The organism is Pseudomonas sp. PNPG3, from assembly GCF_023093815.1.
Lineage (GTDB): Bacteria > Pseudomonadota > Gammaproteobacteria > Pseudomonadales > Pseudomonadaceae > Aquipseudomonas > Aquipseudomonas asiatica.
Map to the genome: position 1 here is coordinate 1 of NZ_JALLKV010000090.1, position 13,454 is coordinate 13,454.

18 protein-coding genes and 1 pseudogene are annotated in these 13,454 nt (G+C 51.4%); 16 read left to right on the forward strand and 3 right to left on the reverse strand.

Annotation, left to right across the window (positions count from 1 at the left end):
• Positions 1–622 (forward strand): annotated as a pseudogene (locus MJ643_RS29315) (DUF2971 domain-containing protein); the annotation flags it as partial.
• A gap of 43 nt (positions 623–665) precedes the next feature.
• Positions 666–1,070 carry a hypothetical protein gene (locus MJ643_RS29320; protein ID WP_156859645.1) on the forward strand — a complete coding sequence of 135 codons (405 nt, stop codon included), beginning with the start codon at positions 666–668 and terminating at the stop codon, positions 1,068–1,070.
• A 61-nt stretch (positions 1,071–1,131) separates the two neighbouring features.
• Here MJ643_RS29320 and MJ643_RS29325 read toward each other — a convergent pair whose 3' ends face one another.
• Both MJ643_RS29325 and MJ643_RS29330 read right to left on the reverse strand, forming a co-directional pair.
• Positions 1,132–1,365 (reverse strand): hypothetical protein, encoded by a 234-nt coding sequence (locus tag MJ643_RS29325; RefSeq protein ID WP_156859644.1) that lies wholly within the window; start codon positions 1,363–1,365, stop codon positions 1,132–1,134.
• Between the two features lie 194 nt (positions 1,366–1,559).
• Positions 1,560–1,844 carry a hypothetical protein gene (locus tag MJ643_RS29330; RefSeq protein ID WP_156859643.1) on the reverse strand — a complete coding sequence of 95 codons (285 nt, stop codon included), beginning with the start codon at positions 1,842–1,844 and terminating at the stop codon, positions 1,560–1,562.
• 249 nt (positions 1,845–2,093) lie between these two features.
• On the opposite strand from MJ643_RS29330, the gene MJ643_RS29335 reads away from it, so the two are divergent.
• The 9 genes from MJ643_RS29335 (at position 2,094) to MJ643_RS29375 (ending at position 9,881) form a co-directional block, all read left to right on the forward strand.
• Entirely contained in the window at positions 2,094–2,912 is an 819-nt protein-coding gene (locus MJ643_RS29335; RefSeq protein ID WP_156859642.1) for a hypothetical protein, read from the forward strand.
• A gap of 142 nt (positions 2,913–3,054) precedes the next feature.
• On the forward strand, positions 3,055–3,393 hold the full coding sequence (locus MJ643_RS29340; RefSeq protein WP_156859641.1) for a hypothetical protein: 339 nt from the start codon (positions 3,055–3,057) through the stop codon (positions 3,391–3,393).
• 17 nt (positions 3,394–3,410) lie between these two features.
• A complete protein-coding gene (locus MJ643_RS29345) occupies positions 3,411–3,743 on the forward strand; it encodes a hypothetical protein (RefSeq protein ID WP_156859640.1) in 333 nt (110 codons plus the stop codon).
• Between the two features lie 101 nt (positions 3,744–3,844).
• On the forward strand, positions 3,845–4,639 hold the full coding sequence (locus MJ643_RS29350; protein ID WP_156859639.1) for a hypothetical protein: 795 nt from the start codon (positions 3,845–3,847) through the stop codon (positions 4,637–4,639).
• 131 nt (positions 4,640–4,770) lie between these two features.
• Positions 4,771–5,934, forward strand: a complete 1,164-nt coding sequence (locus MJ643_RS29355) for a P22 phage major capsid protein family protein (protein ID WP_156859638.1) — start codon at positions 4,771–4,773, stop codon at positions 5,932–5,934.
• A gap of 88 nt (positions 5,935–6,022) precedes the next feature.
• Entirely contained in the window at positions 6,023–6,334 is a 312-nt protein-coding gene (locus tag MJ643_RS29360; protein ID WP_156859637.1) for a hypothetical protein, read from the forward strand.
• Positions 6,334–8,118, forward strand: coding sequence for a hypothetical protein (locus MJ643_RS29365; RefSeq protein ID WP_156859636.1), 1,785 nt, complete (start codon positions 6,334–6,336; stop codon positions 8,116–8,118). The genes MJ643_RS29360 and MJ643_RS29365 overlap by 1 nt, the downstream gene beginning before the upstream one ends.
• A gap of 49 nt (positions 8,119–8,167) precedes the next feature.
• Positions 8,168–9,502, forward strand: coding sequence for a hypothetical protein (locus MJ643_RS29370; protein ID WP_156859635.1), 1,335 nt, complete (start codon positions 8,168–8,170; stop codon positions 9,500–9,502).
• Entirely contained in the window at positions 9,489–9,881 is a 393-nt protein-coding gene (locus tag MJ643_RS29375; RefSeq protein WP_238396988.1) for a phage tail assembly chaperone, read from the forward strand. The genes MJ643_RS29370 and MJ643_RS29375 overlap by 14 nt, the downstream gene beginning before the upstream one ends.
• 175 nt (positions 9,882–10,056) lie before the next feature.
• Here MJ643_RS29375 and MJ643_RS29380 read toward each other — a convergent pair whose 3' ends face one another.
• The gene (locus MJ643_RS29380) at positions 10,057–10,314 is read right to left on the reverse strand and encodes a hypothetical protein (protein ID WP_156859634.1); all 258 of its coding nucleotides are present in this window, start codon (positions 10,312–10,314) and stop codon (positions 10,057–10,059) included.
• 272 nt (positions 10,315–10,586) lie between these two features.
• Here MJ643_RS29380 and MJ643_RS29385 point away from each other — a divergent pair, with 272 nt between their 5' ends.
• The 5 genes from MJ643_RS29385 (at position 10,587) to MJ643_RS29405 (ending at position 13,420) form a co-directional block, all read left to right on the forward strand.
• On the forward strand, positions 10,587–11,051 hold the full coding sequence (locus tag MJ643_RS29385; protein WP_156859632.1) for a lysozyme: 465 nt from the start codon (positions 10,587–10,589) through the stop codon (positions 11,049–11,051).
• The gene (locus MJ643_RS29390) at positions 11,048–11,506 is read left to right on the forward strand and encodes a lysis protein (protein WP_156859631.1); all 459 of its coding nucleotides are present in this window, start codon (positions 11,048–11,050) and stop codon (positions 11,504–11,506) included. Before MJ643_RS29385 ends, MJ643_RS29390 begins: the two co-directional genes overlap by 4 nt.
• Positions 11,506–12,450 (forward strand): minor capsid protein, encoded by a 945-nt coding sequence (locus tag MJ643_RS29395; protein ID WP_247727197.1) that lies wholly within the window; start codon positions 11,506–11,508, stop codon positions 12,448–12,450. Before MJ643_RS29390 ends, MJ643_RS29395 begins: the two co-directional genes overlap by 1 nt.
• A gap of 148 nt (positions 12,451–12,598) precedes the next feature.
• Positions 12,599–12,964, forward strand: a complete 366-nt coding sequence (locus MJ643_RS29400; RefSeq protein ID WP_247727198.1) for a phage protein Gp36 family protein — start codon at positions 12,599–12,601, stop codon at positions 12,962–12,964.
• Between the two features lie 3 nt (positions 12,965–12,967).
• On the forward strand, positions 12,968–13,420 hold the full coding sequence (locus MJ643_RS29405) for a phage virion morphogenesis protein (protein WP_247727199.1): 453 nt from the start codon (positions 12,968–12,970) through the stop codon (positions 13,418–13,420).
• The last annotated feature ends 34 nt before the right edge of the window (positions 13,421–13,454 follow it).

The window sequence follows — 13,454 nt, forward strand, 5'->3', positions numbered from 1 at the left end:
GAGGCTCCCGCCTCAATCCAGTAACTGTGTTGCACTCAGCTCCTGCAACCGCCGTGTCTCTGGCTCAGAGCCCACGCTGTCCATGGAAATGAATAAGCCTGTAGGCCTCGGTATGAGGGGTATTACCACCAGCTTTCAACACATGCCTTTCATGGAAGTTTTCTATGACAGGGAGCACTCTGAGATAGATTTTTTCAGATCATTAGGCAATGTTCCCAACGAGGCCCTGGGCGGTTTTTGGTACACCGACAAAGAAAAAAATCTGAGCACCACCAGTGAATGGTATCGAACTGACTCTGAACAGCTACGCACCGAGCACTGGGAAAAGTTCAATTTCTCGCTTACATCCAAGCTGCCACAGTGGGAGTCGGAAAAGGAATACCGCCTTGTGCTTCAATCAGGTATGGATCTATCGGATAAAAAGCACAGAGTACTGAAATACCGTTTCGCAAACTTAGCGGGAGTTATTTTTGGGATCAAAACGCCGATTGAGCATAAGATGAAAGCTATAAATTTGATCCGAGCTCATTGCGAGCGCGAGGGGCGCCAGGGCTTTGGTTTTTATCAAGCTTACTACGATCCTGGCACCAAATCTATTCAGCATGCACTGCTTCCATTATAACTACCAAGCACCAATCAGCGCTCGAATTAGCTTGATATAGAGAATGACCGGCGATGGAAAGGATCCCGAAATGCTAAATGCTCTTAAAGATTATAAGCTTCTAATAGATATTGGCGATTCATTGGCAGCAGATGACGAGGTTTCCGCAGCTCCTGCGTCCAGGGCAGTTGCATCAGCCTCAACAACTCATCCAGACGTGGTGCCGGCAATTCGGGCGTGCCAGGAATGTTCGGATTTTAGGTGGATGATTCTGGATATCATTATGGAAGACTTCAAGCAGCATGAGAAAGATAATCCGCTCGCTATATTTGAAAGCATAGCAATGGTTTTCAACGCCCTGACTATCCTGAACGAAACAGACACGCTTCCACCTCCCCAAGATCTTTTTGAATGGTATCGAGATCTAATCGAAATGCAAATTATCCGTTCGCGAACTGTAGCTGCTTGAGGTAGGGATTTGTTGTCAAACCACTCAATGGCCATCCTGGCGCATTAAGTCCTGGTAGGGATCACGACTTTCGACAATCCGCTTTTAAATCTCGTTCATCCAAGGTGGACTCCATCGCTGCTGCATAAATACCTGCGTTTAACCATGCAGCAAAATATGCAGCAGAATTCTCACGGCCTTTTTTAACTTTTTCCGCAATCTCTGGCGGCATATCGCGAGTGGCGCGCAGATAGTCGTCGTTTAATTCCTTATATGGGATATCAAAATAGATCTCAATGTACTTGTGTTTAGTCATTTCCAGATTCCTTATTATTATTGTTTTGTTGTCAAACTTAATGGCCATCCCGCCGCACCAGGTCTTTGCATTGCTCCCGGCTTGCAAGTATTACCTCCCGGAGCTCTTCCGGATCGATGCTGATGCAGCCTCCAGGGGGCGCCTGGAGGGTTTTTAGGGAGTTGACGGCTAAGATGAACTGCTCTTCTTCGATCTCAGTTCTTGTTTTCGGTCGACGCGAAAAGAGCTTCACGATCTTTCCTCCAGTCAGGAATCCACGAGAGGTCGGAGTCGGGGCTCAGTGCTTTGAGGTTTTTGCGAACCAACTCTTGGGCAGAGGGGGATGCAAATTCAAACTCTAATACCTCATTAAGCCGACTTGCAATCACCTTCCGATCTTCGGCATCGAATTGTTCCAATGCCTTAAAAATACTTGCAGCACTGCCTTCTGACGCAAAAGAATTGGCAAGTGCCCTACTGTACTGCTGCATAATCTCCATGTTGCCCCCTTAGATGTCTTTATAGTTACATTATGCAAAAGGAGATCATGCGGTGTATAGGTATTTATTCAGCCAACTATAAAAAATTCTGAATAAGATGTGGAAACCCTTGAATTTACAGGTGGGTATATCAAACGCATACTCTTAAAATAATTCTCCCTGCCCTTTTTGCTGACAAATCTCAGACTTGTGCCAAAGTTACAAGTATTGATATATTTGGCGACTCATTGACACCAGGGACGTGCGTAGATGCTGAAGATAGGGAAGGTTTTGTGTTCCGCTGTGTTATCAATTGTTGTAACTGGGGCGTCAGCGGCAAATCTCTACGTCGAGGGGACTAATCCAGCCCAGATGTATGAGGTCGTCAAGCCGGTGGTTGGTGATACTGTTACACCGATCTTCCTCTTCGGAGATAACCCTCAGGAGCTCTTGGCTCACCTGGATCCCGAGGCTGTCCGCAAGGCTGGCGTAGAGCAAGCGACGTTCGATTATTACGCGAGCAAGGTGCGCCCAGAGTCCCTGGCTTACGGGGTTGTCGGGTATGCGATGGGTGGCAATGTGGTGCCTGGGAATGAGTCGATCAACAAGACATGCGCAATTGTAATGGCAACTCATGAGCAGATGCGCACCACAAGCACGATGTTCCACGAGGCTGTCCACTGCAAAAACTTCAGTGAGCTCAGGTCTGATCGCGATGCGTGGCAGCTTGCGGTGTCGATGAACAGACCGGCGCTTGGCATGACAAATCAGCAGTTCCTGTCCCTGTTCCACGAAGTGCTGGCTGCCTATGTACAGGTCGCGTATTCAGCAAATCAGGGTGTGGTGGATGGGGTTGGGATGGTGATGCGAGCAGCAAAACCAGACAAAAACACTGCGACATCCATCGGCTATCGGACGGCCCGGCACGCATTAAAGATGTGCAGCACAAAGGATGCTTGCTCGACGTATGCGCCTGACATTGTGCGCATGCTGAGCTCTAACAGCTATGCCCGTGGGCAAGTGATGCTTGACCTCAAAGAGCTTTTCGCTGCTGCCACGGCTTCCGGATACGTCGTTGAACACAAGTGACTTTCCAAGTGCACATATATAGCCTGTCTGTGAACCAGGATCGAATATCCAACAGCCACTCAAAAAATAATTTGATTTAAGTATCGCTCCATCAGTACCATATAAATATAAAGAGAAGAGCAAAAGCTCCAAGGCACACAACATGCAAACAGTCACCATCCGAAAACTCAATCAAGCAACCCAGGAAATCTGCGCAATCCGCCTAGTCGGCGGCTTCGATTCTGAGCGCAAGCACTACCCTGCCCTGCCGCAACTGAGGTTTGACAACAAATATCACCTCCAGGGCATTGCTGAGCGTGCGGAGTCCGGCTGCGTAAATTCCTTGAGTCTTTTGCGTAGGTGGGTGATTTGCAGCCTGGTTTTTGCTAAGGATCTCGTGTTTGACGGCGCCAAATATGAGTTCGACATTCAAAGTTTTTCTGAACCATCAAGCTTGGACTACCTAGCCTGGGAAGTGATGGCACAAGTCTTAGACCAATAACAATAATGGAGACAATTATGAGCACATTTATTAGGCAGTTTGACATTCGTGCGAAGGCGCACCAGGATTTTGCCAGGGGCGACAAGTTTGAGGGATTAAAGGCTGTGATGTACCTCCTTGCAAACGGGATTGTTAAGCCAAATGCCCGTGATCTGTATGATTTCTGGGAATCCTCGGTGTATGGCCGGAATGAATCAGCGGAGCTGTTTGGCGCTATGCTCGACAAGGGACATATTCCGGAAATTTTGCGAAAAGCGAAGGCCGGCGAGATGGTGGTCATACAGGACTTTATCGATGCGATTGACAGGCTCGACGACGAAACAAAACTGTCGATCTTGAAGACTGTATAAATAGTCAAGGAAAATTTCGCACAAAATCCCCCGCTCCATTTTTTATGATATTATGTGCTCACAACATATAAAAATAACAAATGATCCTCGGGGGATTAAGAATGTTGAAGCAACACAGCGGCCTCGTTGTATTCCAAGCTTTTGGCGATGACGATGGCGGCAATGAGCCAGGGGCTCAAGTTCCAATCACCGAAACTCCTGAATTCCAGGAAACCCTCCGCGCCGAACTGGCCAAGGCTCTTGCAGCCGAAACAGGCGGGTTGAAGTCAAAGAATGCGGAGATTTTGGCGGAAAAGAGGAAAGTTCAAGAGCAGCTCAATGCCATCCTGGCTCAGGCAGAGGATGAGGCTGATCAAGCGGCATTGAAAGCTGGGAAGATGGATTTCCAAGCCTTGTTGGATAAGCGAGTTAATGCTGCAAACGCAACCTGGCAAGAGCGCCTGCAGGCCGAACAGGCCGAGAAAGACGAGCTCCGCAAGGCTGTAGATGCCGAGAAAGGTCGCCTGAAGCAATTTCAGATTAAGCAGCTGATCGGAAATGAAGCGTTGAAGAACGAATTCTTTCAGCCCACTGCCATCGATGACCTGATTAACCTGGCCGGCGGCTCCTGGGAACTGACTGATAATGGCGAGCTTGTTAGTCGTGACCAACACGGAAATGTTGCGATGGGCAAATCCGGTCGTGCGCTGACGCCGAAAGAGTGGATCGAAAGCCTGATCCAAACTCGCCCCCACTATTTTAAGTCGATGCCTGGTAGCGGCGGCAAGCAAGGTACTGGTGGAGCCGGAAAGTCAGTTAGCCGCGAGGAATGGCAAAGTATGATTATGCTTGCCGACACTAAAGCTCAAGCTGAGCTCTTTGCAAAAAGAACCAAGGGCGAGATCGTTGTTGGTTAAGTAATACTGCAACATCCTGGGGCTTAGCTAGGCCCCAGATTACCAGCTGGTAGGGCCAGCGACTGTTTTGCTCGGTGAGCAACAGATACCTCAAAAATACCCAATAAAAATAATAATAAATAGGTATATACATGTCTCAAAGTAATGCACTCGTTGTCCTACGCGCCTTCGGTAATGATTTTGAAGCGCTGATTAACGAAACTATCCTCCCGGTAGCTATGTCCCGCTTGCGCGGTCAGCTGACTATGCCAAGGCTCATTTCTGTCGACAAAGCAGATGAGGCCAAGAAAGTTGGTGAATTGGTTCGCGTCAACAAACCAGTAGAGTTTGACCAGGCTGACGAGCACGGCACTGGAGGTTCTGTTGCTACAGACCTGAACGTCGAGAAAGTCGAACTGCGTCTGGATCGCCATGTGTATAAGGAGTTCAAGCTCTCTGATCGCGAGTTCACTGGCATGCAGCCCGGCGTGATACCTGATGCCCTGGCAGCTGCAGTGGATGTCCTGGCTCGTACTGTGAACGAGGCGATCTTCAACATGTACGCCGAGGTTCCGTACTTCTCGGGCGTGCTCACCTCAAGCAACGCTCGCGACAAAAAAGACCTCATCCAGGCCCGTAAGTCCCTCAACAACCGCAAGGTGCTTGGTGACAAAAATCTGGTGCTTACGTCGGACACCGAAGCTGACCTGCTTGGCATCTTTACTGTCGGGAATGAGCAAACGGCTGAAAAAGAAGGGATTATCGGTCGCCGTTTTGGTTTTGATGTGTACAGCGACGTACAGGCTCCAATGCACTTTGCGGGCACTGCTTCTGCTAGCAACGGCATCAAGACTTCGGTCGCCGGTAGCGTTGGCTCCAGCCTGCTGGTTCTGAGCGGCGCAGGTGCAAACGCCACGTTCGTGAAAGGCGACATCATCACCGTTGCTGGTACTGACCAAGTCTTCGCAGTCACTGCTGACATTGCGGCTGACAAAGATGGTGCTGTTGCTGTAGCCGTGACCCCAGAAATCAGCACTGCCATTGCATCAGGGACTTCGGTATCGGTTGTTGGCGACCACCCGGTCGACCTAGCTTTCAGTAAGTCTGCGTTCCTGATCGCCTTCCGCCAGTTGGAAACCCCGGCTAATGCCCCAGGCGTGACCATGGGCAGCATGACCGACCCGGAAACCGGCATCACCCTGCGTCTGCTCAGCTGGTACAACGCCTCGACCGAAAGTACTCACTGGAAGCTCGAAACCCTGTTCGGTACTAAAGCCGTAGCCCCTGAACGCGCCTCTCGTCTCGGCGGGCACTGATAAAGCTGGCTCGCAAGGGCCACAGGCGTAACCAAGGCCCCGTTTGCTGCAGGTCAGCTGCGGGGCTTTTAACTTTCAGGAGCAAGTAATGAGCGAAGTAACAGCAACAATCGAACGCAACGGCAGCGTCCTGCCAATTGTCTCGCCGGGGGTCTCCAGGGGAAAAATTGGACTCACCCAAGGCGCCACATTTACAAGCCAGGTCATTCAGGGGCAGGCGATCTACATCTTCTGCAAGTCGATAATTCACATCGCCGAAGGCCCAGTCGTGACCGATTCAGACGCGCCAATCGATGCCAGGGGCGGGGTCTATTTGAATACAAACAGGGGCAAGCAGATCAGCGTCCGGCTGCTGGCTGGCGAAGATCCGGCGACTGTATGGATTCATGAGGTGCGCTGATGAATATTTTGGGGCGGAACCTGCTATCCCTGACGGTGTACCACCTGCGCCGGGCGATTCGCATTGTTATTGGTTCACCTGTAGTCGATGGCATCGTCGTGAATCCGGACGGCAGTGTGGCTGTGGGTGGGAGCGGTGGGACGCCAGGGCAGACCATTGTCATTACGTTCCCAGATGGGTCAGTTGGCACTGGTATTGTCGGTAATGGCGGCGGTTGGACTGTGACGTCGCCCGGTGTTGTGACGCCTGTGCCCGGTGCGCCGGACTTGATCGTTGACCAAGTGCCTACACCTGAGACACCTGTTACCCCAGAGCCAGGAGAAGTAAAGCCAGGCGAAGGTGGCGGGACTGTTGTTGGCGGTGGTGGTGCTAATCCTGGCGATGATGTCGAGGTCACCTTACCGGGTGGCGAGACTGGATCTGGTGGTGCAGATGACAACGGCGAATGGGAGGTTGAGTTTCCGGATGTTCCTCACGATCCCGATGTTGGGCCAGGTGATGTTGGGGTCGTAACGAATCCGAAACCAGGCGAGCCGGTAGTCGGGGATGTAACGCCCAACCAGGACGGCACTGTTACTGTTGGAGGTGGCGGAGCGAAGCCCGGCGATCAGGTCACAGTGACGTTTCCTGATGGATCGACCGGCACCGGCACTGCGGATGATAATGGTGACTGGAGTGTTGTTTCGCCAGGGGAGCAAGATCCTGGACTCTCACCTGGAGACGTTACTGTCGATGCTAAACCCAACCCCATGGCCGGCTCGGTATCAGCTCCTGATGCGATTTACGCTGACATCGCCGGGTTTGAGTTTGTTGAGGTGGACGATAATGGCAGCTACCTGGCGTGGGAGCAGTTCGTTGAGCAGCTAAATCGGGTTATTGGAATCAACACGACTCCTACCAGCTCGATCAGTTTTTCCGACAACTACGGCTACCCCAAACGAGTCCTGAAATCTGGCAATACATACATCGCCGCGTTTGATTCGCAGTACGTAATATTTGAGAGCGAAAACCAGATAAATCAAGGGACAGCCCGCGTTGTCGCGAAGAACTACATTACAGCCAGGGCTTGCGATATCTTCAAAACTGAGCATGCCACTTACTACCTGCGAAACGACAATGGGATCGACCGACTGACTAGGCTCGACGGCTCGGACACCTCTATCGCCCTTGATATTGCAGGGGTATTCGGAGATCAAAAGCTCCCAGCGATGACTAGCCTCGGCGAGGACGACTGGCTCGTTAACTCGGACTTTAGCATCTCCTATCTAATCAACCCCGCATCACTGTCGGTCAGGCCGGGCCCTGTATTCAGTGATCTGACGCTACAGATCGAGGGCCTCGGCGCGGAAATCTCATCCACCAACGGTCGAGTTTTTGTAAGTGCCACGCACATGGGTGACCAGGGAACGGCAATTTTTGAGCTCACTTTGGATGGCTACAGCCTTGTAAGCCAGGGCGGCGGAAACATAGTAGCTGGTGGCGAATACATATACGCAATTAGCAACTCTGTGCTGCGCGCCATTAACCTATCCTCGGGGCTTGAGCGCACTACAAGCCTGGACAGCGCAGTGAGCATTGGCTATGCCCGTGGAGATTTCGCAGTATTCCTCAACAACGATGTATCCCTAACTGTTACATATGACGCAGGTGAAACCTTTGAAAAGGTATTCCCAATTGAGGGTGATTCGAGCTTGAAGTGGCTTGATGTCGAAGATACCAACCTGGTACTCACCCGTAATTTTCGAGAGTTTGACCTTATCGAATATATGCTCATAGAAGAGTGATACAATATTCAAACAATAAGATTTGCATTCAAAGCAGACGGAAACACCAATGACTACAAATAAAGTTACGCCGAGTGGCCTCGCTACTGTTTGGGACGGGAATCTGGATTCCGTAGTCCACACGCACCGAACCGGAAACTCTCAAAAAGCAAGTATCAGGCAAATCGTGGAGGCTGCTGTCGCCGCTATGCCCGCTACTCCGGAGCAACCCAGCTCAGGAGGATCAGGATCACTTGATACCGGAACGGTAGTAATCCTGCCTGCGGGTGATCATGATGGTTATCTTGAGTGCGATGGTACTATCCGAATTTCCGTCGATGCGCCCGAGCTCGCGGCAGCGCTCAACGCAAATGGGGGGAATATTGTTGGTTACGACAGTAACTCCGAGCACCGATTTGATGTTACGGGTGGCTCAACACTCAAAGATGCCGCTATCCTCAACGGCTATACGTTATATGCATCGCAGGTTTCGTCCAGTAGTGTCGTTTTAACTGACAATACCAACAAGGTAATAGCTAGCGCGCAGATTACTTCAACAGCTTATTCACGAAAAACACGCAACGCCCTGTATGCGCAAACTACTACCTTTGCGACATACATAGCCACTGGATTAGTTACAAACCAGCCCGCATTCAACACAGCCGCAATTTTCACAGATTCAAACTATAAGGGCCTGGCTGCAGTATCCGACAATGTCGATTTGGCGTTTTCCAACACGCTTACCAATACGCGACAGATTGATACATTGACTGGTAGCGCAGTGATTGGGGCTATCCCAACCAACGGTTTGAGCTCTGTGGTGTATGCAGCAGTAGGTGCAGGGCCTGACCGGGTATTTATCCTTGCGACCATTGGCACTATACGGGGGCTGTACGAAGTCGTCTGGAGTGGTTCATTTGAGACCGCCAAAGTTAACCTGATGAAAGAATTGACGACTGGCTCCAGGCTAGTTTCTGACAGTGGCTCCCGCTGTATTTATTTCGGCGAACAGGTGGTGCAGCACAAATATGACCTGGAAACTAATGAGTTCTCTGTGGTCAATCTTGCCCCCAACGCAACAGGCTCAAGCGTAGTAATATCCGCTTACGACGATGTACTTTGGTTTAACGACAATACATACGCCAATACAAACTCAATGATATCCTTTAATGCTGGTAAGTCTTGGCAGCCATCGCCTCCATTTAACAGCTACATCAGGAAGGTCTTTGTAAACCCTGAGACTAACGAGCTTGTTACTATAGGCAATCGCGGAACGACTGGCTCAATTTCAGGGACTACCGGGTCTGTGCAGTACAACCAGCTTAAAAAGCTCGGCGAAGATCAATTCGTGACTCCGCTAATTGCCGCTCCAGCGCAAGGATTTAAATACTATGTCAAAAAGTAAAGTTCATTACGGCTCGAGAGATAATAGAGTCTTTGCAGTTGGTGAGCTCTCTGGCAGCGACCGGTTTATTGAGATCGAAAACTTTGAAGAAGCCCTAGATGCTTTTAATGCGCAAAAAGATTTGATGGTCGTAGACGGCGTGCTGATAATTAGGGAATCCAGGGCGCTGCAAATGCAGGAGGTTCGCCGGCTCAGGGACGACTTACTCGCTCGAACTGACGTTATAAAGCTCACGCTGGATGACCAAGCCGAGATCTCTGGCGAGGAAAACAAGCCTGTGCGACAAGCTCTGGCGGCATACCGGCAGGCACTGAGAGACGTAACCCTGCAAGACCCATTTGCCGTGGTTTGGCCAACATTGGAGACAAACAATGAGTAAAAATGCAGTTTGGTTGGAGCGTGGCGGGGATCGGGTGCTGGTGGATGTGGGGAGTGCTGCAGAGGGGCACTGGCGAGGGCTTGGGTATGGGGAGCCTGGGGTTGCTGCTCCCGATGAACCTGTAGTTGCGGATAAGCCGGTTCGAAAGGCCCGTGTTAAAAAGGCAACTGAGGCGTCAGAGGCCTAACTCGTCCTCCAGCTTCATGCCTCGCATTCTGCGCTCGTCTGCAAAAATCTCCAAGGCTTTAGATCGCACAGCCTCCGCTATTTCGACAATCGGGTGGCCCTCCGCGATTGCGAAACGCTGGGATTCCGTGGCCATTTCGATAACGCGGGTGTAGGTGTGTTCGCCGTATTTTTTGAGTGCGACATGGAAAGCATTGTCGGGGTTAAAGTTTTCCAGGGCTTTTGCAACTGCAGATTCCATAGTCATCAACACATCTCCGATTTAAGTGTTACAATAAAATAATAGACTCACACAATAATAAGAAGAAGCAAGTCTAATGTCAATCTCTCAGTATGTGACGGAGGCTACTAAGCTTTCGCCCCCTGTTGCAGTAATAACCGCTTCGGTCAGCGGTATGTCCATAGATGATTGGATTAAAGTTCTTACCCTCATCTATCTCGTTTTTCAGATTACATTTTCTGTCTTAAAGAATCGACGCGAAGCCAGGGAAAGTGAGGTAAAGCAAAAGGCGGCGGACGATGCTCAATAAGCGCATTGCTGGCTATAGCCTGGCTGCAACCATCAGCATAGCGACTGCTGTCGTTGCCACTTTTGAGGGGCTTCGCACTGACGCTTACCTTGATCCTATTGGCATCCCAACCATTTGCTACGGACATACAGCTACAGCAAAAATTGGTCAGAGCCGAACGCCAGGGCAATGCAAAGAGCAGCTCAGCAAAGACCTGCTAATTGCAATTGAGGACGTTGAAAGCCGAGTTAAGGTTCCGCTGACGGTTGAGCGCCGGGCCGCTTTGGTCTCATTTGTTTACAACGTCGGGGGTACAAAGTTTGGCAGTTCGACTCTGCTTAGGAAGTTAAACTCTGGTGATACAGCAGGTGCGTGCGCTGAGCTGTCGAAGTGGGTTTATGCCGGGGGCGTGAAGCTTAACGGGTTGGTTAGTCGGCGCGCTGAGGAAAGAGCTTTGTGCGAGGTCGGGGTATGAGCAAGTACCTGATGATCGCCCTATTCGCCCTGGCGGCTGTCCTGGGAGGTGTGTTGCTCAAGCGAGACAGGGACGCCCTGCAGGGTGAGGTCACCGAGGCTCGCCGTCAGGTCGCCCAGTTGCAGCAACAAGCCCAGCAGGCTGCTCAGGCTCTACAGACCAGGGATGAGCTAGACAAACAACGCTTCAAGGAAATGACAGATGCAAAACACGAAATTGATGGTCTGCGCGATGAGCTTGCCGCTGGCACTAAGCGCGTGCTCGTCCGTGCCACCTGCCCCGCTTCAGTGCCAGCCGCTGCCGGCCCCACCGGCGTGGATGATGCAGGAAACCCAGAGCTTACAGACGCTGCTGGACAGGATTATTTACGTCTCCGAGAGCAAATAGTAACCACCGAGGCGCAGCTCCAAGGCCTCAAGGACTACATCCGTCAGGTTGTCCAGGGAGCTAAGTAATGGCGAGCCTCGCGGACAAAACAATTAAGCACCAAATCGCAATGAGGGGGCAGTACACCAGGATCGCGAAGCAAGTTGCCCTCCACCTCCAGGCCCTCAAGGTGGCGGTGAAAGCTGAGCTCGATGAGGCGATGACGGCGCGAAATTGGTCTGCTGTAGCGCGGCTGCGAAAGACTTTTGTAACCATCGACAGGTTGATCAACGATGAGTACGAGCTGATGTCGAAGGCGCTGAAAAAGGAGCTAGGTGATCTGTTTGTGTATGAGTCCGAGTTCACCTCCAAGCTCCTGGGCTTCGATTTCACAAGCTCACTGGTCACTGAAAAGCTGGTCGATAGCATTGTTAGCAACGACCCGTTTGACGGCAAAATCATTGGCGAGTGGCTTGACGAGCAAAAGCTTGCGACTCAGATCAAGGTTAAGCAGACCATACGCCTGGGTGTGCTCAATGGGTTGTCGACGTCAAAGATTGTGGATGCGTTGTATGCAGAGCCGGGCAATCCGTTCCTGGGTGCAAAGAGGAATGCGGAGGTGATGGTCAGGACAGCGTCGGCGCATGTCACGTCCCAGGCTTCGCTCAAGACTTTTGAGCGGGTGGGGTTTGGGTCGTATCAGCTTAGCGCTGTGCTCGACTCGCGCACAACGCCTGTGTGCCGGGCGCTGGACGGCAAGGTCTACAAAGTGACGGACAAGGGCAGAAAGGTGCCTCCGTTCCATCCCGGCTGTCGCACTGTAATGATCGCCGTCAGTGATGACGAGCCGGCATTTACAGACGGATACGAAGACTGGCTAGGTCGACAGGACGCCGCAGAGCAGGAGGCGATCCTGGGGCCGGCGCGGTACAGGCTGTGGAAAGCTGGGCAGACATTGGAAAGCTTTGTGGATTTGGACACTCATCACGTAATTCCCCTTGACCAGCTAAGATTACAAGAAAGTCTTTCTTAGCCAAGATATTTACGTGCCCCACCCCATCTACCCTCCCCTCCTTTCCACCCTCTCCTATTTCTTTCTTATATAGAGGGATAGTAGATGGGGTGCTGGTGCACAAGCGATAGGCCGCTACTAACAAAACCTTTTGGTTAAGAGAAACTTTATGACATACGCCACATATAACGACTACAGTGACGAGTTTGGAGATGACGACCTCCCTGAAGACGCTGAAATTAGGGTGATCAGGGCAATCGACCGAGCCTCCAGGCTTGCCGACACATACATCCGCTCTCACGGCATCCCTGTGCCACTGACAGATCCTGTCGCAATAGCAGACGTTCGGGGCTCGGTGCTGGACATTGCCAGATACAACGCGTGGCCAGATACCGACAACGAAAACTTAAGAAAGCGTTACGAAGATGCCCTCACCTTCTTCGAGGGTATCGCAACCGGCAAGATCCACCTAGTCTCCGCAGGCCAAACAACCACTGGCTCAAAGCTGACCAACATACGACTTTTTAGGGCCTAAGCCATGATCCCCATTATTGCCAGGGCTATCGCCGCCTCGCCAGGCACTAATCGATCTGTGGAGCTGGTAGCTAACACCAAGCAGCTCCAGGCTCTGGCAGCCAAGGTCAAAAAGCTCGGCCCTAACAGCCCACACATCCGGTCAGGCCTGCAAGAGATCGCTGCGCTTTGGGAGAACCGAATCAAGTCAAATTTTCGGAAATCCCAAGATCCCTACGGCATCACCTGGGCGGAGATCAAACACCGCAAAGGCCAGCCCCTACTCGACACCGGCATGCTCCGCAACAGCATCTCCGGCGAAGTGCGCGGCCTTAGCATAGTGCTCGGGTCTCCACTGGAATATGCCGACAAGCACCAAGACGGAGTACATGTAACCAAGCGCATGTTCCTCCCTAGCAAAGAAAAAGGCCTGCCTGACAAGTGGAAAAATGAATATGTGGGCGGCGGCAAAAACTGAGTGCAACACCTGACCTTTCCGGTAGGGTGTTGCC